Raw genomic sequence first — 22,878 nt, forward strand, 5'->3', positions numbered from 1 at the left:
GAGTCGTCGCGAGCCGGAAACTATGGTCGCGATCCGGCCGCGCCCACAGCCCTGGCTTCTGTCTCGCGACAGGCCGCGGCGCGCTTTTGGCGGATCGACCAGCGCCGGTGCAGTTGCCGGCAATCGGCCGCCGACAGATCGTCGTATCCGGTACGCGATTCGGCGGCCAGCCCTGCGGCTACGGCCGCGCGCAGCGCCCGCCCGGTTCCGGCGAACGCCAATGCGGCCGCGGGCGTTATCCCCAGCTCCCACAACGCCAACCGGTACAGCTCGACGTCGTCGCCGGCTTCGGCCACGTCGTCGGCCGTCACCAGTGTTTCGACCAGCCCCTCGCCGACCAGTTGGCGGACCCGCGTTTGCGCCCACCCGCGGCGGCGTCGGCTCACCACGCCCACCCAGATGCCGGCGACGAACAGACTCATCACCAGGTCGATCAGCCCGGCCCGCGGCTCGTCGTCGAGGTCGTCCAAGTCGAAGATCACCGCACGCAGGGGATGGACGTCGGCGTCGACCGCGGGCGCGCGGTCCCACCAGAACGTCCGTCGGGCCGTGGTCTGCACGCCCATAGCGTGCCCGGGGCCGCCGCTGCGGGCGTCCCCCATTAGGGGGATTGGCATGGCGAATTGGTCTTAGGGTGGGGCCATGACCGTGCGGCTTGTGCTGGTCGACGACCACGAAATGGTCATCGAAGGGCTCAAGGCGATGCTGGCCGCGTTCAAGGACCGGGTGCAGGTGGTCGGGCAGGCGATCGGCGCCGAGCGAGCGGTCAGCGTGATCGACGAGCTGCAGCCCGACATCGTGCTGTGCGACGTGCGCATGCAGGGCTCCAGCGGCCTGGACCTGTGCTTAGAGCTGCGCGAACGCGACCCCCACCGCAAAGTAGTGATGCTGTCGGTGTACGACGACGAGCAGTATCTGTTCCAGGCGTTGCGGGTCGGGGCCTGCGGCTACCTGCTGAAGAGAATCAGCAGCGACGAGTTGGTGCGCCAGCTGGAATTGGCGCACAGCGGCGAAACCGTGATCGACCCCGGCATGGCGGCCCGCGCGGCCGACACCGCGGCGCGCTTGCAGCGCAACGAGTTCTGGCCCGGCGCACGTCAGGGGTTGACACAACGCGAAAGCGAGATCCTGTCCTACATGGTCAGCGGGCTGTCCAACCGCGGCATCGCCAACAAGCTCGTCATCGGCGAAGAAACCGTCAAGAGCCACCTTCGGTCGATCTACCGCAAGCTCGGTGTCACCGACCGCACCGGTGCGGTGGCCACGGCGCTGCGGGAAGGCATTTACCAATGACCGAGCGCAGACGTCCGTCGAACGCGGTGCGCGATCTGGTCGACGCCGACCGGGAATTGGTGCTGCTGCGCGAGCTCATCCAGGCCGCCTCCAGCGGACCCGCAGTAGAACCGCTGGCGGCGGCGGCCGCGCGGATGATCACCGCGGCCACCGGGACCGACGTGTGTTTTGTGCACGTGCTCGACGACAGCGACCGGTCGCTGACGCTGGCCGGTGCGACACCGCCGTTCGACGGTCAGGTGGGAAAGATCCGGCTACCGCTGGGATCTGGGATATCAGGCTGGGTGGCGCGGCATCGCGAGCCGGTCGTGATCACCGACGACAAGGAAGCCGACCCGCGCTATCTGCCGATCCAGTCGCTGCGCGGACGGGATTTCACGTCGATGGTGTCGGTGCCGATGGAAACCGATCCGGGCGGCCTGGTCGGCGTGCTCAACGTGCATACCGTCGCGCGCCGTGAATTCACCGACGGCGACGTGGAATTGCTGCGTGTCATCGGCCGGTTGATCGCCGGCGCGTTGCACCAGGCGCGGCTGCACCGCCAGCTGGTGGCCCGCGAACGTGCTCACGAGTTGTTCGTCGAGCAGGTGATCGAGGCGCAGGAAATCGAACGTCGCCGGCTGGCCGGTGACATTCACGACGGCATCTCGCAGCGCCTGATCACGCTGTCCTACCGGCTCGATGCCGCGGCCCGCGCGGTCGGCGACGATCCGGTTGAGGCCTCCGGACAACTCGACGAGGCCCGCGAATTGGCCCGGCTGACATTGGAAGAGGCCCGCGCCGCGATCAGCGGGCTGCGCCCGCCGGTGCTCGACGATCTCGGGCTGGCCGGCGGGTTAGCCAGCCTGGCCCGTTCGGTGCCGCACCTCAACCTCGAGCTCGACCTGTCCGATGCCCGGCTGCCCGAGCACATCGAGCTGGCGCTGTACCGCATCGCCCAGGAAGGCTTGCAGAACATCGTCAAACACGCCGAGGCGACCGCGGGCCGGCTGCGGTTCGCGGTCGACGACGGCACGGCGCGGCTGGAAATCGTCGACGACGGCGTGGGTTTCGACACGTTCGAGAATCCGCTCGGCGGCGACGAGATGGGCGGCTACGGAGTGCTGTCGATGGCCGAGCGGGCCGAGCTCGTCGGCGGGCGGCTCAACATCCGGTCGCGACCCGGCGCCGGCACCGCGGTCACCGCGACGATCCCGCTGCCCTCCCCCACGACGCGAGCGTGCGTGTCTCCGACCGACACGCCGACATAATGCCCGGGTTTGCGCACGCTCGCGCCAAGGGGTGACCTCAGAAATCGCCGGCGTTGTGGCGCAACGTTTCGATCGACGACACCAGCGCCTGTGCCTCGGCGTCGGAAATCCCGATGTCGCCGAACACCTGCTCGTTGAGCGTGACGGTGGCGTCCTCGACGGTCGACCGACCCAGGTCGGTGATCTGCACCAGCGTGGTGCGCCCGTCGGTCGGGTGCGGCACCCGCTGCACCAGCCCGTCGGCCTCCAGCCGGCGGATCGCATGGGTGACGCTGGTGACGTGAACCTGCAGCAGGTCGGAGGCCTTGGTGATCGGCAGCGCCCCGGTGCGGCTGAACGCCAGCAGCCGCAGCAGCTCGTATCGGGAGAAGCTCAGATCGTAGGGGCGCAGCGCGTTCTCGACGCGGGCCAGCAGTATCTGGTGGGCCCGCATCACCGACGTCACCGCGACCATGCCCTGCGCGACGTCGCCCCAGCCGGCGCGCTCCCAGTTGGCGCGCGCCGCGGCGATCGGGTCGCGGTTATCAGAGCTCGAAGCGGCCACGTCCTTTCTTACCGCACTTTCGGGCGAGTTCGGGTCAGCCGCGCGACTTTCCCACCGCGGACAGCACCGCCTGCGTCGACGTCCGGTTGCCGACGGTGACCCGCGCGCCGCCGTCGGCGTAGTACCGGACTCGCAGCCCACTACCCGCGAACGCCTCGCGCCACGGCCGACCCCTCGGCGGCAGGAACACGAAGTTGGCGTGCGCGTCGGTGCTGTAGACCCCCATCGCGGACAACCGCGCCCGCAGATATCGACGCTCGGCGGCGATCAGCCGAATCCGGTGGCGCAGTTGGTCTTCGGCCTGATAGGACGATGCCACCGCCAACAGGCTGGTAATCGGCATGCCGAACGGCAGCTGCTTGCTCCACAGCGTCCGTACCAGGCTCGTCGACCCGATGCCGTAGCCGATCCGCAGTCCGGCCAGCCCATATGCCTTGGAAAAGGTCCGCACGACCACCACGTTGGGGAACCGGTCAACCAGCGCCGTCGCGTCGATGCGGTGCTCGGCAGCGACGAACTCGATGTACGCCTCGTCGAGCACGACGATCGTCTCCGCCGGCACCCGGCGCAGGAATTGCAGGACCTCGTCGGCAGGCTCGAGTGTGCCGGTCGGATTGTGCGGCCGGCACAACACCACCACCCGGGCTTTCGCGGCGGCGTCGGCCAGTGCATCGAGGTCGTGGTGGCCGTACTCATCGAGAGGCACAGTCTTCGAGATCAACCGGGCTATCTGCGCGAAGATCGGATAGCCGTCGAACGTCGGTGTCGCCATCACGATCGTGTCGCCCGGATCGGTCAGCGCGTGCAGGGTCTGCATCACCACACCGGTAGCACCGGCGCCGAGCACCACCTGTTCCTCACGCACGCCGACACGTTCGGCGATCAGGCGGCGCAGCCGCTCGGGCAGAAATTCCGGATAGCGGTTGGCGGCGTCGATCGAGCGGATCAGCGCCGAGCGCACCGCCGGCAGCGGCGGGAACGGGTTTTCGTTGAGCGACAAGGCAAACGGATCGATCGCATCGGGTAACGCATCGTCGATCATCCCCGACGCCGCCAGAACCGACATCAGCCTCGTCCGCCCCATCGCACCGCTGCCGCGCCGGCGAAGTCGCCGGCATGCGCGAACGCGGCCATCAACACGATATCGCCGGCGTTGACCTGACCGTCGGATATGGCGTGATCCAGGTTGATCGGGATGCCCGCGCCGAACAGGTTGCCGCATTCGTCGAAGGTATGGCGATGACGTTCGCGCGGCACCTCGAGGGCTTCGCGCCAGTTGCGCAGGAACACCCGGTTGGGCTGGTTGGTGACCAGCAGGCCAATATCCTTGGGGCTCAATCCGATTCGATCACAAACCGCGAGCGCGACTTCGGGGACCTGACGGTTGCCGCGAGCCAGCACCTTGGCGATCTTGGTTTCGGTGAACCCGATGCACCCTTCGCCCGGGCCGGGCTGCCACCACTTACGGGGTGGGTCCATCGCGATCGTCATGTCACCGGCGTATTCGCCGTAGGTGCGGCATTCGACGTCGAGGATCGGCGATCGGTCGGACAGCGTCACCAATGCCACCGCGGCGCCGTCACCGGGAATAGCGGACTGGGCCTTGCGCCGCACACCTGGCTGGTCGAAGACCTGTCCCGCCGCGTTCTGCGCAATCGCGATCAGCGCGCTTCGACCTTCACCGGATGCCAGGAGCCGACGGGCCACGTTGAGCGCCAACACAAATGCCGCGCACCCGCCGTTGTGCAGGTCGAGTACCCAGGATGGGCGCATCCCCAAGCGGTGCGCGATGCCGCCGCCCGCGCCATAGAACGGCATGTCCGGTATCTGGGTGTGGGTGATCAGTACGTCGATGTTCGAGATGACGTCGTACCCATGGCGCTCGATCAACCCGGCACAGGCGCGTTCGATCATGTCGACGGCGGTTTCGTCGGGTGCGACGTGATGGCGGAACTTGGGCGCGCGAAACATCACGTTGGCGGCCAAATCGTCCGAACCGGCGAATTGCGCGTAATAGTCGGCGCTGATCGGTTCTCCGGGCAGATAGGTGGAAACGTCGGTCAGACTGACGGCGGTTGATGTCATGGCGGAGCTCATCTCATCCAGGCCGGCGTGATCGGCAGGCCGTTGCGGTGGCGGTATTCGGCGATTGCTTTGAGGTTGTTCAGCTCCAGCCCGTGACCCGCGCCGAAGAGATCCCAGAAGTCGCCGACCCAGCCGGTGCGACCCGCCGGGGCGGCCTCGGGATACGGGTTGTGGTCGTAGAACGGGTGACGGCAATTGGTCCACAGCACAACGGAACCCGGCTTGTTCAGCACCTCCTGCGCGTCGACGACGCGCATCAGGTAGATCATCCACAGGTGCTTGCCCTGATCCCACGCGCAGTGGTAGTCGACGGTGCGCGCCTGCGCGTTCGCATGAGTGCGGGTGTAGATCTTGGTCTCCGGGAGCAGCTTGTCGTAGGCCTCCCAGAGGCCGGGCTCCTCGGTGGGGGTGAAGCCGCGCAGCGTGTAGGTCCACTCCTCTAGGCTTCGGGTGTCGGACAGGTATTCGAACAACTCGTCGGGTGGGCAGTCGACGTAGTCGTTGACCGTGCAGTACTGGCCGAAGACCTCGTCGTGTGGGTACACCGATCGCATCTTCGCCATGAAGATCGGCGCGGTTTCTTCCAACGGCGAGGTCTCGATGCGGACCACCCCGTCGATATCGTCAAGCGCTGGCAGGGACATGGGTTCGGTTCTCCTCGTGGTGTGTAACTTGTTGTCGGGCAATCGGAACAGCTCGATTCAGGAATGCCGCGAACGGCGGGATCTCGTCGGCGGAGCACTCGACGCTGACCACCGACGGGCCGTCGACGGCCACCGCCTGTTCCAATGCGGCAGGTAGTGCCTCGAGGTCGGTGACGTCGACCGAGGAAAGGCCGGGGAACATGGCGGCCAGGCCGGCGCCGAGATTGCTCGGGCTGAACCGGTTGTAGCTGTACAGGTCGTCGTAGAAGAGCTGCTCACGGGTGACGCACATGGCGTGGGCGTTGTTGTTGAACAACACGAAAGTCACCGGCAGCCGGTATTGCACCGCGGTGTGCACCTCCATGCCGTGCATGAAGAACGCCCCGTCACCGGCGATGACGACGGTGCGTCTGGCCCGGCCGAACGCCATCCCGATACCGGCGCCGAAGCTGTAACCCATGCCGCCCATGCCGAGCGCAACGGCGAATCGACCGCCGCGCCGCACCGGCAGATAGTGAATTGCGGCCGCACCGGTGTTGCCGGCGTCGACGACGATGTCGGCGCCGACGGGTAGCGCGGCGTCCAGTACTGCCATCGCGTCGCGGTAGCGCACACCTGGACCGTCAATTACGGGGGGCCGCAGTTCGGTGCGTGGCACGGCGTCGGGCACCCGCAGGCCGGTGGGCCTCCCGCCGCCGGCGAGCTCGCGGGTCAGCATGCTCAGCGAGAGGCGCACGTTGTCGGTGTGCACGTGCGTGCACGGCAGGTAGGGCGGCGCCGAGCCGATCGAGATCGTGTGCGTTGCAGCCAGCGCGTCGTCGAGACCGGCGCGCGCGGTCACCGACAGGCGAGTGCCGACTACCAGGCACAACCCGCTGCCTGCCACCGCCTCGGCCACACCGGGATGACCCATCACACCGGTCAGGCCGAGCGCCGAGGACGATCCGAAACCCGGTGTGCCGGCCACGTCCTTGGCATCGGGCACGCACGCCACCCGGGCGCGCAGCAGGGCGCGCAGCTCCTCGAGTTCTCGGCGGGCGTCGTCGCGGGCCACCTGCTCGCCGGCGATGATCGTGACCGGTCCGTGGGCACGGCGTAGTGCCCGCACAATCGGATGCAGGTCGCCGGTCCGCGGCGCCGCACCGCCGAGTTCGTAACCGTTGGTCGCGGCCAGCCCTTGCTGAATATCCTTGGGTAGCAACAACACCGCGGGCCCACCGGTTCGGGCGGCCGCCACCGCTGCGGGCAGCGCGGACGCGATGTCGGCGGGTGTCACCACCCGTCGGCAGAAGACCGATACTGCGGAAAACAGCGCCTCGGCATTGAGCGAACCGTTGCGGCCACTGGTGTCCTGAAAGCTGCCGCGGCCGTCCATCGCGGTCGCGGGCTGACCGACCAGCGCCAGCACCGGCACCCGGCTGGCGAACGATTCCCCGAGTCCCGGAACGAGATTCAGCGCACCGCCGCCCGATGTTGCCGCGACTACGCCCAATTGGGCGCCGCCGCGGCTGTAGCCGTCGGCCATTGCCGCGGCGGAGAACTCATGCTTGGCCAGCACAGCGGTGATATCGGAGCGGAAATGCGCTGCATCGTAAAGGTCTTCGATGTTGGCGCCGTCGACACCGAAGATGTAGTCGATCCCGATGTTCGCGAGATGTTCGACGATGTGGTCGACCACCCGGTGTTGCCTGGCCATGTCGGTAATACGACTGCGGGGTGGCTTTGGTTCACCCCGGCGCCGGATTTACAGCGAACGCTCCAGCAACACGTGGCCGTTGTCGGCGGAAACCACTTGCACGGCGGCGATTTGATCGACCGGCGTGGAAATGCTGCCGGCGGGCGTCGCGGTGTGGCCGGGTTCGGCCACCCAGGTCGCCAGCTGGGTGCGGCTGCCGTCGCGGCCCACCACCACCATCGCCAGCCTGTCGTGGTGGGCGTACACCGGCGCCAGGCAGACGCATGTCATGTCGATATAGGTTCCCCAGTGCTGGCCGCTGACCGACACGGTCGAGGCCAACGCTTTGGTCCCTACTTGCGCCATCTCCAGCGACGATGCGCGCGGCTGCGGCGCGGCCGGGACGGCCGGCGCGCTCGCCTGCGGCGGCGCGGGCACGGACGCCGGCGAATGAGGCTTGACGCCGACGAACACACCGATGGCCAGCACCGCGGCCGCCACGCCCGACGCTGTCCACGTGATCACACGGGAGCGACGGCGCCGCCAGGCCACCTTGGCCAGCAGTGACGGCAGCATCGCCGAAGGCACGGGTGCGTCGCCAGTGTGGTCGGCCGCCTCGATCGCGGCAACCACGTTGTCGTCGAGCCGCGAGAGCAGGGCCGGCATGCCGCTGAGTTCGGCGACCGCGCTGCGGCACGACGCGCAGTCACGCAGGTGCGCCTCGAATTCGCGGCGGTCGGCGTCCGACAGCGAACCCAGCACGTAGGCGGCGTCCCACATCGCGTACTCATGGTCGTCGCCCGGGGCTCGCCCACCGTCATCGGTTGGACCGGCGCCCCATCGAGTAATCATCGGGTAACCCCCATCTCCTGAAGGGTGAGTCGTAAAGCTCGCAGGGCGTAATGCAGCCGTGATTTCACGGTACCCTCGGCGATCCCGAGGTCGGCGGCGGTCTGAGCGGTGGTCCATCCCCGGTAGTACGAGCGGGAGACCACGGCACGATGCTCGGGTGACAATTGCGCCATCGCCTCGGCGATCAGCATTCGGTCGAGGGCCGAATTGACCTCGTCGGGCCCGGCCTGCTCCGGCGCGTTGTCCAGCGAGCCCACTTCGTTTCGCGAACGCGCGCTTCGGCTTTGATCGATGATCATGTTGCGGGCGACGGTGAACAGCCAGGTCCGCGCCGAGCGCTCGCCGTCGCCGATGACCTCGGGGTGCTGCCAGGCCCGCAACAGCGTCTCCTGAACGACGTCTTCGGCACGGGCCCGGTCACCGGTCAACCGGACCGCAAAACGCCACAACGCCGCGGCGTGCTCGTCGTAGAGCGCCTTCATCAGCGCCTCTTCGGGAGCCGCCCGACCGGTGGCGTCCCGGACCGGATCGTCCATCACCAGCCTCACTGTGATTACACGAAACAAGCACCTGTTTCGTTCACTTGGCTAACCTCTGCTCAGTCGGCGATCCAATTGCCGTGGAAACCGTGCGGCACCCGCCGCGGCATCTGCACTCGTGCAACTGGTTCACCAGCGAAATCCGAAGCGTCGATGATCACCAGATCACTGCCGTCGCGCGCTGGGTCGTACACGTAGGTCAGGTACCAGCCGGCCGACTCGTCAGACCCACCGGGGACAAACACGGCCTCGTCGGGATTGCCGAGCCCACCGTTGCCGCCGAACCGGTGTTCTTCCGCCGCATCGCGTAAGAGGTCGTAGCGCACCAATGTGTTGATGCCGACCGCGACGGAGTAGCGGGCCGACCGTCCGGTCAGCCTGTCGTCGATCCGCGGGAACTCGATGGCACGGTCGTCGAGTTGCCGTTCGTCGACGACGCCGGCCTGCAGGTCGATGGTCCATTGCCACAGTGCCGCGTCGGCGTCGAACACACTGCCCTCTCGCCACAACTCGGGATAGCGAACCACCTGCAGCACAATGGAATTAGCACTGTCGTACGCATTGGCAAGGTGGAAGGTGTAGCACGGCTCGATGTCGAACCAGCGCACCGGGCCGTATGGGTCGTCGCGGCGCAGCACACCGAGCCGCGCGCCGTAGGAGTCGTCCCACCGGTAGGGCACGTCCTGACCGGCTTCCATGGTCAAGGCAACGCTCAGGTCGAATACCACTGGCAGGTCCAGGAAAACGACATGCTCGGCGGTCAGCGCGAAGTCGTGCATCAGCGTGAGCGCCGGAACGTCGACGGGCCTGCTGATGATCAGTTCGCCCTCGGCATTCGCGCGGTGATAGGTGACGTGCGGTTCCGAGATGCTGCCGTAGCCGAAGAAGTGCAATTCGCCGGTGTCCGGGCAGATCTTCGGGTGAGCCGTCATCGCGTCGGCCAGCCTGCCGCCGAAGTCATAGGCGCCCAACGTTTTTAGATCGTTGGTGATCTCATACGGCAGCGACGTCTCCATCAGTGCCAGGGTCTTGCCCGCGTGCCGGACCACGTGGGTGTTGGCGACGCTGGAGCGCAGGTTGCGGCTGCCGTCGGGGTTGTATGCCGGGAACGAATGCCGGAAGCTCTCGGTGCGTACCCAGCGGTTGCGATACCAGGCGACGCGGCCGTTCTCCAGCCGTACGCCGTGCACCATGCCATCGCCGACGCACCAATGTCCTTGGGCGTCAAGCGGGTTGGGGCCGTTACGCAGGTACCAGCCATTGAGCTCGCTGGGGATCCTTCCCTCGACCGGCAGATCGACGGCGGTGAGCTCGTCGGGCACCGGCGCATAGTTGCCGGTACGAAAGACCGGGAAGACGGTCTGGGCCGGCACAGCGTTGGCCTTCGGCCGCCATCCGGGCACGTCGACCTTGTCGAGCACCAGCAGGGGCGCAGCATCTGCAGAGCGGTCGTCGTCGAGCGCGGCCACCTCGTCGGCATCGAGCAGCGCCAGGCGAGCCGGCATGTCGGCCAGTTCGTCGACGGCCCGCCGGCAGGATGCGCAGGCACCCATATGCGTCTCGAATTCGTGCTGTTCGGCGGCCGACAGTGAGCCCAGCACATAGGCCGCGTCCCATAGCGCGTACTCGTGGCCGCCATGCGGCTCACCGTTGTGGGCCATGCCGTGGCCCGGTGCGCGTGTCATTGCGCCACCCCCGTCTCCCCCAAAGTCTGTCGTAAGGCGCGCAGCGCATGGTGCAGCCACGACTTCGCCGTATCTTCGGCGATCCCCAGTTCGTCGGCGATTTGCGCGATAGGCAACCGCTGGTAGTAGGCGCGGTGAACCACCGCGCGATGTTCGGGGGACAGCCGCGCCATCGCATCGGCCATCTGCGCCCTGTCCAGCCCGGCATCGGCTTCCGGAATATCCATCACCAGCCCTCCGGTGGAACACGACTCAAACGCCCGTCTGGTTCACCGGCGCTGTACACGTGGGTCAGCCAGCTGTCAGAATCCGTGCCGGGTCGCGGTCACCGCCACGGCGTGTGTTCCCAGTGTGGACCCCCTGGGCCTTGCGCGCCAGACATCCAGCTGTGGAATCGGCGATCGGGGTCGTAGGCCGAGCGCACGCTGTCCAGACGTGCCATGTTGGGTTCGGTGATGAATCGCGCCGGACGACGGCACAAATTCTCGTCGGCGAGTGAGATGCCGGTCGACAGGTGTGACATCGCCGCCAGGTTCGATGCGGCCCAGTCGCGGTACCGTTCGTCGTCGGCCGGGTCCCGCCAGATGGTGTAGAGAGCCAGGTAGATTTCGGCCTCCAGGCCGTACACCTTGTCGGCGCGCTCCGGCGACGTGTTCCATCCGGTGAAAATGAAGTGTGACGGGTGCGGTGGCATGGTCTCGATGATCCTGCGGATGCCCGGCAGTAGTTCGTCGGCGGAAGCCGACGTGAACATGCTGTCCGCGATATAGCGGTAGCCCCTGGGATAGCTGGCCATCACGGCGCCATACCAGTTGGCCAAGGTGGTGGGCGCATACGCCAGGTTGACGATCGCCTTGTCGATCACAGGGCAAGTCCCCAGCGGCGCAAGGGCTTTGACTGCTTCCTCCTCGGAGTCAGCGAAGACGGGTGAGGCGATCGTGATGCCGGGCTCGTTCCGCCCGGCCGCCGGAAAGCTGCGCGCGGTGTGGATTTGCAGTTCGACCCTGGCGTCGATCTCGGAACGGACCGCGCGTCCCCAGCTGAACACTTCGTCGGCGACGTCGATCGGGTACATGTACAGGCAGGTGCCCCAGACCGGCGGGCGTGGGTGAACGCGCAGTCTGAAAGAGGTGACCACGCCGAAGAAGCCCGGCCCCGACCCGCGGGCCGCCCAGTACAGGTCGGGATGGTTTTCGGGGTCGCAGTAGACCTGTTCGCCGTCGGCGGTGACGACGTGTATTCCGAGCACGCTCTCGCAGGCCGGCCCGAGCGTCGGGCTGTTCCAGCCGTATCCGCCCTGCAACAGATAGCCGCCGAGGCAGATGCCTTCGCAGTGGCCCGCCGGAAAGAAAAGCCCCTGCGCATCCAATTCGGTGGCGAAGACACTGGCGACCTTGCCCGGCCCGACGTCGGCGGTCATCCGATCCGGGTCGACGCTGCAGTGGTCGAGGCGGCTGACGTCGAGCAGCACACCGCCGTCACGGAGATGGCTGGCGGTCCAGCTGTGACCGCCGGAACGTACGCCGACTCGATGCCCGTGGGCGCGCGCATAGCGCAGCGCTGCCACCACGTCATCGGTGTCGTGCGCCTGCACGATCACGTCGGGAAAGCGGTCGGGCAGCAGGCCGTTCCATACCGTTGCCCGGCGAGCTGCTTCGTAACCGTCCGAGCCCCGAAAGAAGGACTTGTCCGCGGATAGGCAAATCATTGCAGCACCTCGCTTTTCACCCGGTGCGGTGCTGCCGACAGGTAGGCCGCGACCTCACTCGCGAGCGGTGTGGCGGCGAGCCGAATCGCGCGTAGCGGGCCGTTGGGCGGGATGCCGTACCCGATGGCGAACATTCCGTCGCCGAGGTGCGAGGCAAAGCCGCCGCGTGGGTTGCCCTGCTCGTCGAGCACGCCCAGGTGGCCGACCAGACCGTCGAGGTCGGTGCGGAAGCCGGTGGCGGCGATGATCGCCTGCGGCGCGACGGAGGTGCCGTCGGCCAGTAATACGCGGTCGGATTCGACCGCCTTGACAGCGGCCACGACGTGCACGCGGCCGGCTCGCACCATGTCGATGAGTTCGTCGGCCAGCGTGGGGATGCGTCCCCGCGTTTCCACCGTCGCCTTCAGCCCGAGTGGTGGCCGGCTAAAACCTAAGGCCGTCAGGTCATTCCACATCAGGCGATTGAGCCGCCCGATCAACGGGTCGACCATCCGCGCCGGGACGTGGGCGAACAGTTCGAGGAAGATGTCCGACGGAACCGGTCCGATGGCCCGCCGCACCAGGTGCGGCGGGGTACGCACCGCAAGCCAGATGCGGCGGGCGCCGTCGTCGGCGAGTTGCACGGCGATGTCGGCGCCCGAATTGCCTGCGCCGACAACGAGGACGTCGCGGCCGCGGTAGGGCCAGGCGTTGGTGAAGTTTCCGGAGTGCACGAGCTCGCCGGTGAAGCCAGCCAGCCCGGGCCAGCCTGGAATGGTGGGTGCGCTGTAGTTTCCGGTGGCGAGAACGATTGCCGTAGTGCGGATTTCACCCTTTGATGTGTCGAGTTGCCAGGCTCCCCCTGCATAGTCAACGCGGTGAACTTCACATCCGAGCAGCAGCGCGATGTCCTGTCGCGCAACGTAATGGTCGAAATAGCGGACCATGTCCTCCTTGGTGGGCCAGCGGCCGGCGGTCAGCGGAATCCGTTGTCCGGGAAGATGCGACAGGAATCCGTTCGTGTTGAGCCGGAAGTTGTCATAGCGCCTGCGCCACGAAATCGCCGGCGCCGCGGCTCGGTCGAGGACCAGCGCCCTGACGCCGTGCTGATGGCCGAGTTGGCGTGCCACCGCAAGACCGGCGGGTCCCGCCCCGATGACCACGACCTGGAGGTCGTCACTGGGCAGGCATGGGCCTCGGGTCACAGCAGTAATACGACCGGCAACCGGTTGCGGTTCAATCGGTCGGCCGGTTCAGCGCCGGACGGGCCCGGCCGAGGTCAAGATTCGCGGACCGTCAGAGGTCACCGCGACGGTGTGCTCCCAGTGCGCCGCCCGCGACCCGTCAGCGGTAACGACGGTCCATTCGTCGTCGAGCACCTTGGTTTTGCCAGTGCCCAGCGTCAGCATCGGCTCGATGGCCAGCACCGACCCGACCCCCAGCAGCGGGCCGCGTCCCGGGGCGCCCTCGTTGGGCAGGAACGGATCCATGTGCATGTTCCGGCCGATGCCGTGACCGCCGTAACCCTCGACGATGCCGAACGCGCGGCCGTAGCGCTTCTCCGCGGCATGCGTGGCGGTTTCGATCGCGTGCGAGACATCGGTCAACCGGTTGCCGACCACCATCGCGGCGATCCCGGCATCCAACGACTCCCTGGTCGCCTGCGACAGCGCCTCGTCGCCGTCGGCGACCTGCCCGACCCCGAACGTCACAGCCGCGTCGCCGTGCCAGCCGTCCAAGATCGCGCCGCAGTCGATCGACACCAGGTCACCGGGCGCCAGGATCTCGCTGCCGGATGGAATGCCATGCACCACACGGTCATTCACCGACGCGCAGATCGACGCCGGGTAGCCGTGATAACCCAGGAACGACGGCGTGGCGCCGGCGTCGCGGATCACCGATTCGGCGATCTCGTCGAGCCTGCGGGTCGAGATCCCAGGCGCGGCCGCGTCCTGCACCGCCCGCAGCGCGGCGGCCACCACCGCACCCGCCGCGGCCATCGCATCCAGCTCACCAGCGCTGCGCTGCGGCACGACCTTGCGGCTGCGCAGCCCGGCCAGGGCGATCACGGTTACTTACCCAGGGCTTGCAGGGCGCGGGCGAATACCTCGTCGACGGTGCCCACGGCGTCGACGGTTTTCAGCTCGTGCTCGTGCTGGTAGTACTCCAGCAGCGGCGCGGTCTCGTCGCGGTAGACCTTCATCCGGTTGAGGATGACCTCGTCGTTGTCGTCGGCGCGTCCGCGTCCCTTGAGCCGCTCGAGCAACACGTCTTCGGGCACCCGGAACTCAAGCACCGCATCGAGCTTGGTGCCGCGGCGTTCGAGCATGTCGTGCAGTGCCTTGGCCTGCTCCAGCGAGCGGGGATAGCCGTCCAGGATGAAACCGGACGCCGCGTCCGGGTCATCGAGGCGGTCGTCGACGAGTTGGTTGGTCAGCTCGGAGGGCACCAGGTCGCCGGCGTCCAGGTAGCGCTTGGCTTCCATGCCGAGTTTGGTGCCCTCGCTGATGTTGCTGCGGAACAGCTCCCCGGTGGAAATCTGTGGGACTCCGAGTTTTTCGGCCAGCTTGACCGCCTGCGTGCCTTTCCCGGCGCCGGGCGGGCCAAGCAAAACAACTCTCACTTCAGGAACCCTTCGTAGTTGCGCTGCATGAGCTGGCTCTCGATCTGTTTGACCGTATCCAAACCGACGCCGATCATGATCAGAACCGCGGTACCGCCGAACGGCAGGTTCTGCACCTGCCCGGTATTACCGATCTGCAAGAACAGGTTGGGCAGCACCGAGATCACGCCGAGGTAGATCGAGCCCGGCAACGTGATGCGGCTCAGCACAAAGCGCAGGTAGTCGGCGGTCGGCTTGCCCGGGCGGATGCCGGGAATGAAGCCGCCGAATTTCTTCATCTCGTCGGCGCGTTCGTCGGGGTTGAACGTGATCGACACGTAGAAGTACGTGAAGAAGATGATCAGCCCGAAGTACAGGCCGATGTAGACCGGGTCGGCGGGGTTCGACAAGTAATTGCCGACGAACTTGTCCCACCACGTATTGCCGACGCCGCCGGTGCCGCTGCGGATCAGCTGAGTGATCAGATGCGGGATGTAGATCAGCGACGACGCGAAGATGACGGGGATAACACCGGCCTGGTTGACCTTGAGCGGCAGATACGTCGAGGTGCCGCCGTACATCCGCCGGCCCACCATCCGCTTGGCGTACTGCACCGGGATGCGGCGCTGGCCCTGCTCGACGAACACCACGCCGACGATGATGACCAGCGCGGCCACCAGGACCGCGGCGAAGATCGGCCCGCCGCGGCTGTCCAGGATCGACTTGCCCTCGGCCGGGATGCGGGCGGCGATGCCGACGAATATCAGCAGCGACATGCCGTTGCCGATCCCGCGCTCGGTGATCACCTCGCCCATCCACATCACCAGCGCCGCGCCGGCCGTCATCACCAGCACGATGACGATCAGCGTGAAGATGTTCTGGTCGGCGATGATGTCCAGGCTGCAGCCCTGCAGCAGCCCCCCGTTGGCGGCCAGCGCCACGATGCTGGTGGCCTGCAGGATGGCCAGCGCGATCGCCAGATAGCGGGTGTACTGCGTCATCTTGGCCTGGCCGGATTGGCCTTCCTTGCGCAGCTCTTCGAAGCGTGGGATGACCACGGTCAGCAGCTGCACGATGATGCTCGCGGTGATGTAGGGCATCACCCCGACTGCGAACACGGTCAGCTGCAGCAGCGCACCCCCGGAGAACAGGTTGATCAGCGAGTAGATCTGCGCGGCTTCCCCGCCGCTGACCTGCGCGATGCACTTCTGCACGTTCGGGTAGTCCACGCCGGGCGACGGCAGTGAGGCGCCGACCCGGTAGAGGATGACGATGCCCAGCGTGAACAGGATCTTCCGTCTCAGGTCGACTGTCCGCAGCGATGAGATGAAAGCCGAAAGCACTCTTCCTCCTGCGCAGCCGGGCTCTGGTCGCGGCGTGCCGATGGGGCTGGTCTGGCCAGCGTCGGTTGGTCCTGCGTTGCGCGCCGACCCGCAGGCCAGGATATGCAGAGTCGCGCGCCAAGCAGTCTACGAGAGTAACAGCGCAGGCAGCGGTCCCCGGCCACAGGCGTACAGTTTCTGCTGTCATTATATTGGCTAAGTATTGAGGGGCTGGTGGATGGGCAGCACACGGTTTGAGGGCGACACCTGGGACTTGGCCTCCGGCGTCGGGGTGACGGCCACCATGGTCGCGGCTGCCCGGGCGGTGGCGACCAGGAGCCCCGACCCGCTGATCAACGACCAGTTCGCCGAGCCGCTGGTGCGCGCCGTCGGCGTCGACTTCTTCACTCGGATGGCCGGCGGCGAGCTCGATCCGCAGGATCTCGACGACGACGAGGCCAAGGGTCTGCGCCGGTTCGCCGACGCGATGGCCATCCGCACCGAATTCTTCGATCGGTTTTTCTTGGACGCGGTGGGGGCGGGTATCCGCCAAGCCGTCATCCTGGCCTCGGGCCTGGACTCCCGCGCCTACCGGCTGCCGTGGCCGCCCGGCACGACGGTGTTCGAGGTCGACCAGCCGCAGGTGATCAGCTTCAAGACGGCCGCGCTGGCCGATCTGGGCGCGCAGCCGACGGCGGATCGGCGGGTGGTCGCGATCGACCTGCGCGACGACTGGCCCGCCGCGCTGACGGAGGCCGGCTTCGACCCGGCCCAGCGCAGCGCCTGGATCGCCGAGGGGCTTCTGGGCTATCTACCTGCCGCGGCACAGGACCGGCTGCTCGACCAGATCACCGAGCTGAGTGTGCCCGGTAGCCGGTTCGCCACCGAAGGCCTGGTGGACGTCAACGACCTCGGCGAAGCGGAGCTGCGGCGCCGCATGCAACGCCAAACCGACCGCTGGCGCCGCCACGGCTTCGAGCTGGACATGGCCGCGCTGGTGTATTTTGACCACCGCACCGACGTGGCGACCTATCTGGCCGGCAACGGCTGGCAGACCACCGGCGCGAACGCCACGGATCTGCTGGCCAAACATGGCCTGCCGCCGATCGATCCCGACGACGCCCCGTTCGGCGACGTCGTCTACCTCAGCGCGGAGTTGGCGCGATGACGCGGTCGGAACGCGACAGCTGGGACCTGGCGTCCAGCGTGGGGACGACGGCGACGATGGTCGCCGCGGCACGGGCTTTGGCGACGCGCGCCGACCCTCCGCTGATCAACGATCCGTTCGCAGAGCCGCTGGTGCGGGCGGTGGGCATCGACTACTTCGTCCGCCTCCTCGACGGCGACATCGCGGCCGGGGACGCCGCTCTGCCGGTGGATCCGCGCCACATCGTCACGAACATCGCCGTGCGCACCCGGTTTTTCGACGACTTCTTCACCGCTGCGGCCAACGACGGTCTGCGGCAAGCGGTGATCCTGGCTGCCGGCTTGGACACCCGGGCCTACCGGCTGCCGTGGCCGGACGGCACCGTGGTCTACGAGCTCGACCAGCCCGCGGTCGTCGACTTCAAGTCGGCGACGCTGGCCGAACTCGGCGCCCAGCCGAGGGCCGAACGGCGAACCGTGCCGGTTGATCTGCGGGAGGACTGGCCGGTTGCCTTGCGCGCCAACGGCTTTGACGACAGCCAGCCGACCGCGTGGATCGCCGAAGGCCTGCTGTTGTACCTGCCGCCGGAGGCGCAGGACCGGCTGTTCGACATCATCACCGCGCTCAGCGCGCCCGGCAGCCGGCTGGCCACCGAATACCACCCCGACGGCGGCGCTGCGATGGCCGAGCGCAGCAAGGATATGGCGCCGCACTGGCGCGAACAGGGGCTGGATCTCGACCTGTCCGAGCTCGTCTACCACGGCGAGCGCAAGGCCGTGCCGGACTACCTGGCCGCGCACGACTGGACGATCTCGATGTGTAGCCGCGCCGAGCTGTTGAGCAGCTACGGTCTCGAGCTGCCCGACGACGCCGCGTCGGCGCCGATGCGCAATACCGTCGCGATCACCGCGGTGCGATAGCCCTGGACGGCCGGTCGGCCAGCTCGAGGAAACGGTGATAGCGGTCCTCCGTCGCGCTTGCCCACGCCGGATCGGGTTCGACGAGGCGCTCGACGCTCGCCCACCGGGCGGCGTCGGTCATCGATGACTCCAGGCCGACGGCCATTCGCGCCAGGAAGGCAGCTCCCAGCGCCGCACCCTCGGCGACCGCCGACAACTGCACCGGCCGACCGGTGGCGTCGGCGATGGCCTGCATCCACGGCCCGACTCGGGTGCCGCCGCCCGCGGCCACGATGCGTGACACCGGAGCTCCGCTCAGCTCGATCAACTGGCGCACGACGAAACCCGATGCCTCGTAGGCGGCCCGGCGCAGGGCGGCGGCGTCGTGGGTGAGGTTTAGCCCGTCGAGCACGGCGCGCCGCTCCGGATCGTGGTAGGGCACCCGCTCGCCGCGCACATACGGCGACCACACCGGCACCCGTCGCGGGTCTGCGGCTGTGGGGTCTCCTGGCCCCAGCAGCCGGTCCACCCAGCCAAGGAACAGCCCGCCGGCGTTGCTGGGGCCGCCGAGCTGGCTCTTGCCGGCAGCAGTGTGCGGGATGGTCCACAGGCCCGGCACCTGCCGGTGTTCGGGAATGGTCACCCAGACGATGAGCGTCGTGCCGCACAGCACCAACACGTCGCCGTCCTGGTCGGCGCCGGCCACCAGCTGCTCGCACAACGCGTCGATTGCCCCGACTGCCAGAACGGTGTCGCTGTCGGCCAGCTGCCCGGCCGCCACACCCGGGGCATCCACCCGTGGCATCCGGTCCACGGTCGCGCCGCAGTCCTTGCATGCCTGTTCGTTCCAGCCGGTGCCGTCGAACAGCGGCAGGCTGGTGTAGGCGGTGGCGAAGTCGACCACCGCGTCACCGGCCAGCGCGTGGTTGGCCACCGCCGGCGCCGGCCAGTAGCCGGCCGCGTCGGGTGCCTCCGCGGCCGTCCAGCGCAGGAACTGGGCCGCCTCCCCCGTCGGTGGGAGCGACGCGGCGGCGTCGACGTGTGTGCGGCCCCGGGCGTCGCCGTACAGCAGCCCGGGCGTGATGGGCCGGCCGGTGGAGTCGACGGCGGTCAGCGACGGCACCATCGCCGATACCGCGGCGGCGCGGGGGTTTTCGCCGGCCAGTTCGCCCAGGGCGGTCAGTGGGCCACGGCGCCACGCCTCGTCGGCGTCGTGCTCCAGCCGGTCCGGGGCGGCAACCCGCAACTGGTGAGGAATGCGTGTCCGCGCGATCACGTGGCCGTGCTCGTCGGCGACCACGGCTTTGACGGCGGTGCTGCCGATGTCGATGCCCAGTGTGACCTCTTTGCGTGACACGGGCGTCACCGTACGCCAGCATTGGCAGTCGTGACGCGTGCTTTGGTGACCGCGCCGCTGCGTGGCGACGGGTTCGACAAGTTGCGGCGGCTGGTCGACGTGGTTTACGACCCGTGGATCGACCAGCGGCCATTGCGTATTTATGGCGCCGAGCAACTCGCCGAGCGGATTTCGGCCGAGCGTGCCGATGTCGTTGTGGTGGAGGCTGATTCGGTGAGCGGTCCGGTGTTCGAGCTGGGGCTGCGGGCGATTGCCTCCACCCGAGGAGATCCCAACAACGTCGACGTCGCCGGCGCTACCGCCGCCGGGATCCCGGTGCTGTTCACCCCGGGCCGCAACGCCGACGCGGTCGCGGAGATGACGATTGCCCTGCTGTTCGCCTGTACCCGGCGTTTGCTGACCGCCGACGCCGACGTGCGGGCCGGGGAAGTGTTCCGCGACGGCACAATTCCCTATCAGCGGTTCCGGGCCGCCGAACTCGCGGGCCTGACCGCCGGACTCGTCGGTCTGGGCGCGGTCGGCCGCGCGGTGAAGTGGCGGCTGGCCGGGCTGGGGATGCGGGTGATCGCCCACGACCCGTACAACGACGAGGCCCGGCACGGCCTCGACGAACTGTTCGCCGAGGCCGACATCGTGTCGCTGCACGCGCCGGTCAGCGACGACACCGCCGGGCTGATCGGGGCCAAGCAGTTCGCCGCCATGCGCGACGGCGTCGTCTTCCTCAACACCGCGCGCGCGCAGCTGCACGACACCGACGCGCTGGTTCACGCGCTGCGCAGCGGAAAGGTCGCCGCGGCCGGGCTGGATCACTTTGTCGGCGAATGGCTGCCGGTCGATCACCCTCTGGTGGGCATGCCGAATGTGGTGCTCACCCCGCACATCGGTGGGGCAACGTGGAACACTGAGGCACGGCAGGCGCAAATGGTTGCCGACGACCTCGAGGCCTTGCTGACCGGGAGGACGCCCGCCCATATCGTCAATCCGGAGGTGCTTCGGCATGAGATTCGTTGACAACCCGGAGGCCGCGGTGCTGGCGGCGGCCAAGGACATGCTGCGCCGCGGGCTGGTCGAGGGCACGGCGGGTAACATCTCGGCGCGACGGGAGGACGGCAACCTGGTCATCACGCCGTCGTCGGTCGACTACGCCGAGATGATGCTCGACGATCTGGTGGTCGTCGATCCCGACGGCGAGGTGCTCCACGCCGGCGAGGGCCGCTCCCCCTCAACGGAAATGAAGTTGCACCTGGCCTGTTACAAGGCTTTTGACGACATCGGTGCCGTCATTCACAGCCATCCGGTGTGGGCGACGATGTTCGCTATTGCGCACCAGACGATTCCGGCCTGCATCGACGAGTTCGCCGTCTACTGCGGAGGAGAGATCCGCTGCACCGAATACGCCGCGTCCGGCACTCCCGACGTCGGCGCCAACGCGGTCAAGGCGTTGGAGGGCCGGGCGGCCGCGCTTATCGCCAACCACGGCATGGTGGCCGTCGGTCCGCGTCCGGACAAGGCGCTGCACGTCACGGCGCTGGTCGAGCGGACCGCGCAAATTGTCTGGGGCGCAAGAGCTCTCGGTGTTCCGGTGCCGATTCCCGATGATGTCAACGCCGGCTTCGCGGGCATCTACAGCTACTTGCGCGCCAACCCGATGTAGTTCGGCAAGCCTCCGCCGAGAGTGAATCTCACGACGCAACACGCCGCGAACTCGTCGTGAGATCCACAGTCACCCTTCTCACGGGTCAGGCGACGTCGAACAAGCGCAAACCGTCCACCCGATCGAAGTGCTTGCGGTTGCGCGTAGCGAACGGCAGGTCGAAGTTCAAACAGATGCCCGCCTGCAGGCAATCGGCCATGCCGATGTCTTGGCCGGCTGCCCGCAGGGTCGCAGCTACCTCCCCGGCGCGTAACGCACTAGCCGGATCCAGTGGGAAAGTCCGCGAACGGACAAGGCGGAGAATGTCATCGCGGCGAGCCAAGAAATCCGTGCCTATGCGCAATTCGAAGGCGGTTATCGCGGTGAGCCGAAGGCGGTGGCGGGTGATCAACTCCCGCACCAACCGCACGCCGGGTCCCTTGCCGCGGAGAAAGTCGACTAGAAAGTCGGTGTCGACGACTACGAGGCCCGCCATCTAGCCCTTGCGTCATCAATGCGCGAGCGCACCTCTCGTGCCTCGGAGTCAGTAAGCGTGCCTTCGAGTCCTAACAGCAGGTCGATCTCCTCGTTGTTCAGACTCGCCAGATACACATCCAAAGCCTCCTGGACAAGCGCGGAGAAGCCGCGTACGCCGCGGCGCTGAGCGATTGCACTCAGCGCGCGATGCTGCTGATCGGTAATCTCCACCGTCGTCCGCATGCATGCATGTTAACACATGCACTTCAGCCTGCGGCGGCCCGCCAGCTGCGCGGTGACGTGCCGTGCGCGCGGCGAAACAGCCTGCTGAAATAGCCTGGGTCATAGATGCCCACGCGTTGGGCGACCGCGGCAACGGGGAGATCGGTGTCGGCCAGCAAATTGCGGGCTTCGGCCATGCGCCGCTCGATGATCCACTCCTGCACAGTGCGCCCGGTGCGACGGCGCACGACCGTAGTCAGATGCCCCGGCGTCATCCCGAGCTCCGCCGCGACGTCGCGCAGCGACAACGGCTCGCCGTAGCGCCTGTCGATCACCGCGAACACCTCGGCCAGCAGCGGTTCACCGCTGCGCCGCAGATCGCCCACGACGTCGCCGGCCAGCCGCGCGAGATCGATCAGCAGCAGCGTCAGATATGCCAGCGCCGCCTGCCGATAACCCTCCCGGCGGGTGGCCAGTTCGGCCTCGATCGACCCGATCGTGGCGTCCCACACCGGTCGGCGCTTCGCGGGCACGGTCAGCTCCAGCAATGCACCGGAGCGTCCGTGCAAAAACGGGAACAGCAGTGGATGGGCCCGCCACGCCGGCCACGGCGATCGCCCGTCGCCGCCCAGCGCTGCCGGGTCGAAGAACAGGCCGACGCCACCTTCGGTGCGACTCACCCGCTCGAGGTCGATCACTTCACCGGGAGCGACGACATAGACCAGCCCTCCCGCTTGCACGTACCACAACGCCGGGAAGTCGTGGATGTGACGGCCACGTTCGAGGACGTCGTCGCGGCCGCCTCGGACCACTGACACCGGCGGTGTGTTCACGTCGGCCCGGTACGCGTAAACCGGTACCCCGCCGCGGTGGCGAACCAGCCGGGCTGCTACTGTCATGACCTTAAGATAATCCTACTTTCGCAGATTATTAGCTAATTCGCAATGCCACCAACGCTTCACCAT

The 22,878-nt window shown here is 67.5% G+C and carries 25 protein-coding genes; 6 read left to right on the forward strand and 19 right to left on the reverse strand.

The window, feature by feature from the left end; genetic code table 11:
* Window positions 1-20: 20 nt before the first annotated feature.
* Complete coding sequence (locus AWB95_RS08805; RefSeq protein WP_180275969.1) at window positions 21-560, reverse strand: HAD family phosphatase; 540 nt, start codon at window positions 558-560, stop codon at window positions 21-23.
* A gap of 82 nt (window positions 561-642) precedes the next feature.
* Here AWB95_RS08805 and AWB95_RS08810 point away from each other — a divergent pair, with 82 nt between their 5' ends.
* Together AWB95_RS08810 and AWB95_RS08815 are read left to right on the forward strand one after the other, a co-directional pair.
* Complete coding sequence (locus tag AWB95_RS08810) at window positions 643-1,293, forward strand: response regulator (protein WP_062538337.1); 651 nt, start codon at window positions 643-645, stop codon at window positions 1,291-1,293.
* Window positions 1,290-2,543 carry a GAF domain-containing sensor histidine kinase gene (locus AWB95_RS08815; RefSeq protein WP_062538336.1) on the forward strand — a complete coding sequence of 418 codons (1,254 nt, stop codon included), beginning with the start codon at window positions 1,290-1,292 and terminating at the stop codon, window positions 2,541-2,543. The genes AWB95_RS08810 and AWB95_RS08815 overlap by 4 nt, the downstream gene beginning before the upstream one ends.
* Window positions 2,544-2,580: 37 nt before the next feature.
* Here the strand turns inward: AWB95_RS08815 and AWB95_RS08820 are convergent, their stop codons facing one another.
* The 14 genes from AWB95_RS08820 to secY all read right to left on the reverse strand — a co-directional run bounded on the left by AWB95_RS08820 (window position 2,581) and on the right by secY (window position 16,199).
* On the reverse strand, window positions 2,581-3,087 hold the full coding sequence (locus AWB95_RS08820) for a MarR family winged helix-turn-helix transcriptional regulator (RefSeq protein ID WP_062538335.1): 507 nt from the start codon (window positions 3,085-3,087) through the stop codon (window positions 2,581-2,583).
* Window positions 3,088-3,121: 34 nt separating this feature from the next.
* A complete protein-coding gene (locus AWB95_RS08825; RefSeq protein ID WP_062538334.1) occupies window positions 3,122-4,153 on the reverse strand; it encodes a pyridoxal phosphate-dependent aminotransferase in 1,032 nt (343 codons plus the stop codon).
* Window positions 4,153-5,172, reverse strand: a complete 1,020-nt coding sequence (locus AWB95_RS08830; RefSeq protein WP_062538355.1) for a 3-oxoacyl-ACP synthase III family protein — start codon at window positions 5,170-5,172, stop codon at window positions 4,153-4,155. Before AWB95_RS08830 ends, AWB95_RS08825 begins: the two co-directional genes overlap by 1 nt.
* Window positions 5,173-5,180: 8 nt before the next feature.
* On the reverse strand, window positions 5,181-5,816 hold the full coding sequence (locus AWB95_RS08835; RefSeq protein ID WP_062538333.1) for a hypothetical protein: 636 nt from the start codon (window positions 5,814-5,816) through the stop codon (window positions 5,181-5,183).
* Window positions 5,797-7,512 (reverse strand): thiamine pyrophosphate-binding protein, encoded by a 1,716-nt coding sequence (locus AWB95_RS08840; protein ID WP_062538332.1) that lies wholly within the window; start codon window positions 7,510-7,512, stop codon window positions 5,797-5,799. The genes AWB95_RS08835 and AWB95_RS08840 overlap by 20 nt, the downstream gene beginning before the upstream one ends.
* A gap of 48 nt (window positions 7,513-7,560) precedes the next feature.
* Window positions 7,561-8,343 carry an anti-sigma factor family protein gene (locus tag AWB95_RS08845; RefSeq protein WP_085168020.1) on the reverse strand — a complete coding sequence of 261 codons (783 nt, stop codon included), beginning with the start codon at window positions 8,341-8,343 and terminating at the stop codon, window positions 7,561-7,563.
* On the reverse strand, window positions 8,340-8,879 hold the full coding sequence (locus tag AWB95_RS08850; protein WP_084707349.1) for a sigma-70 family RNA polymerase sigma factor: 540 nt from the start codon (window positions 8,877-8,879) through the stop codon (window positions 8,340-8,342). The genes AWB95_RS08845 and AWB95_RS08850 overlap by 4 nt, the downstream gene beginning before the upstream one ends.
* A 62-nt stretch (window positions 8,880-8,941) precedes the next feature.
* Entirely contained in the window at window positions 8,942-10,567 is a 1,626-nt protein-coding gene (locus tag AWB95_RS08855) for a carotenoid oxygenase family protein (protein ID WP_084707347.1), read from the reverse strand.
* Complete coding sequence (locus AWB95_RS08860) at window positions 10,564-10,794, reverse strand: sigma factor-like helix-turn-helix DNA-binding protein (RefSeq protein WP_062541431.1); 231 nt, start codon at window positions 10,792-10,794, stop codon at window positions 10,564-10,566. Before AWB95_RS08860 ends, AWB95_RS08855 begins: the two co-directional genes overlap by 4 nt.
* Window positions 10,795-10,892: 98 nt before the next feature.
* Entirely contained in the window at window positions 10,893-12,275 is a 1,383-nt protein-coding gene (locus AWB95_RS08865; RefSeq protein ID WP_062541430.1) for an FAD-binding oxidoreductase, read from the reverse strand.
* On the reverse strand, window positions 12,272-13,459 hold the full coding sequence (locus AWB95_RS08870; protein WP_232315751.1) for a flavin-containing monooxygenase: 1,188 nt from the start codon (window positions 13,457-13,459) through the stop codon (window positions 12,272-12,274). Before AWB95_RS08870 ends, AWB95_RS08865 begins: the two co-directional genes overlap by 4 nt.
* A gap of 48 nt (window positions 13,460-13,507) precedes the next feature.
* The gene (map, locus tag AWB95_RS08875) at window positions 13,508-14,323 is read right to left on the reverse strand and encodes a type I methionyl aminopeptidase (RefSeq protein ID WP_085168022.1); all 816 of its coding nucleotides are present in this window, start codon (window positions 14,321-14,323) and stop codon (window positions 13,508-13,510) included.
* Between the two features lie 2 nt (window positions 14,324-14,325).
* Window positions 14,326-14,877: an adenylate kinase gene (locus AWB95_RS08880; RefSeq protein ID WP_085168024.1), complete on the reverse strand. Its 552-nt coding sequence runs from the start codon at window positions 14,875-14,877 to the stop codon at window positions 14,326-14,328.
* Window positions 14,874-16,199 carry a preprotein translocase subunit SecY gene (secY, locus tag AWB95_RS08885; protein ID WP_062541826.1) on the reverse strand — a complete coding sequence of 442 codons (1,326 nt, stop codon included), beginning with the start codon at window positions 16,197-16,199 and terminating at the stop codon, window positions 14,874-14,876. Before secY ends, AWB95_RS08880 begins: the two co-directional genes overlap by 4 nt.
* Window positions 16,200-16,416: 217 nt before the next feature.
* Here secY and AWB95_RS08890 point away from each other — a divergent pair, with 217 nt between their 5' ends.
* Window positions 16,417-17,346, forward strand: coding sequence for a class I SAM-dependent methyltransferase (locus tag AWB95_RS08890; protein ID WP_062541825.1), 930 nt, complete (start codon window positions 16,417-16,419; stop codon window positions 17,344-17,346).
* Window positions 17,343-18,245 carry a class I SAM-dependent methyltransferase gene (locus AWB95_RS08895; protein WP_062541824.1) on the forward strand — a complete coding sequence of 301 codons (903 nt, stop codon included), beginning with the start codon at window positions 17,343-17,345 and terminating at the stop codon, window positions 18,243-18,245. The genes AWB95_RS08890 and AWB95_RS08895 overlap by 4 nt, the downstream gene beginning before the upstream one ends.
* Here AWB95_RS08895 and AWB95_RS08900 read toward each other — a convergent pair.
* Window positions 18,229-19,581 carry a xylulokinase gene (locus AWB95_RS08900; protein ID WP_085168097.1) on the reverse strand — a complete coding sequence of 451 codons (1,353 nt, stop codon included), beginning with the start codon at window positions 19,579-19,581 and terminating at the stop codon, window positions 18,229-18,231. The two genes, AWB95_RS08895 and AWB95_RS08900, sit on opposite strands and share 17 nt — an antisense overlap.
* Before the next feature lie 30 nt (window positions 19,582-19,611).
* Here AWB95_RS08900 and AWB95_RS08905 point away from each other — a divergent pair, with 30 nt between their 5' ends.
* Together AWB95_RS08905 and AWB95_RS08910 are read left to right on the forward strand one after the other, a co-directional pair.
* Window positions 19,612-20,592 carry an NAD(P)-dependent oxidoreductase gene (locus AWB95_RS08905; RefSeq protein WP_373280786.1) on the forward strand — a complete coding sequence of 327 codons (981 nt, stop codon included), beginning with the start codon at window positions 19,612-19,614 and terminating at the stop codon, window positions 20,590-20,592.
* Window positions 20,579-21,235, forward strand: a complete 657-nt coding sequence (locus AWB95_RS08910; RefSeq protein ID WP_062540564.1) for an L-fuculose-phosphate aldolase — start codon at window positions 20,579-20,581, stop codon at window positions 21,233-21,235. Before AWB95_RS08905 ends, AWB95_RS08910 begins: the two co-directional genes overlap by 14 nt.
* Before the next feature lie 85 nt (window positions 21,236-21,320).
* On the opposite strand, the gene AWB95_RS08915 is transcribed toward AWB95_RS08910, so the two are convergent.
* The 3 genes from AWB95_RS08915 to AWB95_RS08925 are packed head-to-tail and all read right to left on the reverse strand — an operon-like array spanning window position 21,321 to window position 22,812.
* Complete coding sequence (locus AWB95_RS08915; protein ID WP_062540565.1) at window positions 21,321-21,710, reverse strand: type II toxin-antitoxin system VapC family toxin; 390 nt, start codon at window positions 21,708-21,710, stop codon at window positions 21,321-21,323.
* On the reverse strand, window positions 21,695-21,934 hold the full coding sequence (locus AWB95_RS08920) for a hypothetical protein (RefSeq protein ID WP_062540566.1): 240 nt from the start codon (window positions 21,932-21,934) through the stop codon (window positions 21,695-21,697). Before AWB95_RS08920 ends, AWB95_RS08915 begins: the two co-directional genes overlap by 16 nt.
* Before the next feature lie 23 nt (window positions 21,935-21,957).
* Window positions 21,958-22,812, reverse strand: a complete 855-nt coding sequence (locus tag AWB95_RS08925; RefSeq protein WP_062540567.1) for a helix-turn-helix transcriptional regulator — start codon at window positions 22,810-22,812, stop codon at window positions 21,958-21,960.
* Between the last annotated feature and the right edge of the window lie 66 nt (window positions 22,813-22,878).

The sequence above is a fragment of the Mycobacterium celatum genome, assembly GCF_002101595.1.
GTDB classification, from domain to species: Bacteria; Actinomycetota; Actinomycetes; order Mycobacteriales; family Mycobacteriaceae; genus Mycobacterium; species Mycobacterium celatum.

What these genes read in the sequence shown, in the direction of transcription:
- AWB95_RS08810 (WP_062538337.1), top strand. Translation starts at nt 643, where the DNA reads ATGACCGTGCGGCTTGTGCTGGTCGACGACCACGAAATGGTCATCGAA.
- AWB95_RS08815 (WP_062538336.1), top strand. Translation starts at nt 1,290, where the DNA reads ATGACCGAGCGCAGACGTCCGTCGAACGCGGTGCGCGATCTGGTCGAC.
- AWB95_RS08825 (WP_062538334.1), bottom strand. Translation starts at nt 4,153, where the DNA reads ATGTCGGTTCTGGCGGCGTCGGGGATGATCGACGATGCGTTACCCGAT.
- AWB95_RS08830 (WP_062538355.1), bottom strand. Translation starts at nt 5,172, where the DNA reads ATGACATCAACCGCCGTCAGTCTGACCGACGTTTCCACCTATCTGCCC.
- AWB95_RS08835 (WP_062538333.1), bottom strand. Translation starts at nt 5,816, where the DNA reads ATGTCCCTGCCAGCGCTTGACGATATCGACGGGGTGGTCCGCATCGAG.
- AWB95_RS08840 (WP_062538332.1), bottom strand. Translation starts at nt 7,512, where the DNA reads ATGGCCAGGCAACACCGGGTGGTCGACCACATCGTCGAACATCTCGCG.
- AWB95_RS08845 (WP_085168020.1), bottom strand. Translation starts at nt 8,343, where the DNA reads ATGATTACTCGATGGGGCGCCGGTCCAACCGATGACGGTGGGCGAGCC.
- AWB95_RS08850 (WP_084707349.1), bottom strand. Translation starts at nt 8,879, where the DNA reads ATGGACGATCCGGTCCGGGACGCCACCGGTCGGGCGGCTCCCGAAGAG.
- AWB95_RS08855 (WP_084707347.1), bottom strand. Translation starts at nt 10,567, where the DNA reads ATGACACGCGCACCGGGCCACGGCATGGCCCACAACGGTGAGCCGCAT.
- AWB95_RS08860 (WP_062541431.1), bottom strand. Translation starts at nt 10,794, where the DNA reads ATGGATATTCCGGAAGCCGATGCCGGGCTGGACAGGGCGCAGATGGCC.
- AWB95_RS08865 (WP_062541430.1), bottom strand. Translation starts at nt 12,275, where the DNA reads ATGATTTGCCTATCCGCGGACAAGTCCTTCTTTCGGGGCTCGGACGGT.
- AWB95_RS08890 (WP_062541825.1), top strand. Translation starts at nt 16,417, where the DNA reads ATGGGCAGCACACGGTTTGAGGGCGACACCTGGGACTTGGCCTCCGGC.
- AWB95_RS08895 (WP_062541824.1), top strand. Translation starts at nt 17,343, where the DNA reads ATGACGCGGTCGGAACGCGACAGCTGGGACCTGGCGTCCAGCGTGGGG.
- AWB95_RS08910 (WP_062540564.1), top strand. Translation starts at nt 20,579, where the DNA reads ATGAGATTCGTTGACAACCCGGAGGCCGCGGTGCTGGCGGCGGCCAAG.
- AWB95_RS08915 (WP_062540565.1), bottom strand. Translation starts at nt 21,710, where the DNA reads ATGGCGGGCCTCGTAGTCGTCGACACCGACTTTCTAGTCGACTTTCTC.
- AWB95_RS08920 (WP_062540566.1), bottom strand. Translation starts at nt 21,934, where the DNA reads ATGCGGACGACGGTGGAGATTACCGATCAGCAGCATCGCGCGCTGAGT.
- AWB95_RS08925 (WP_062540567.1), bottom strand. Translation starts at nt 22,812, where the DNA reads ATGACAGTAGCAGCCCGGCTGGTTCGCCACCGCGGCGGGGTACCGGTT.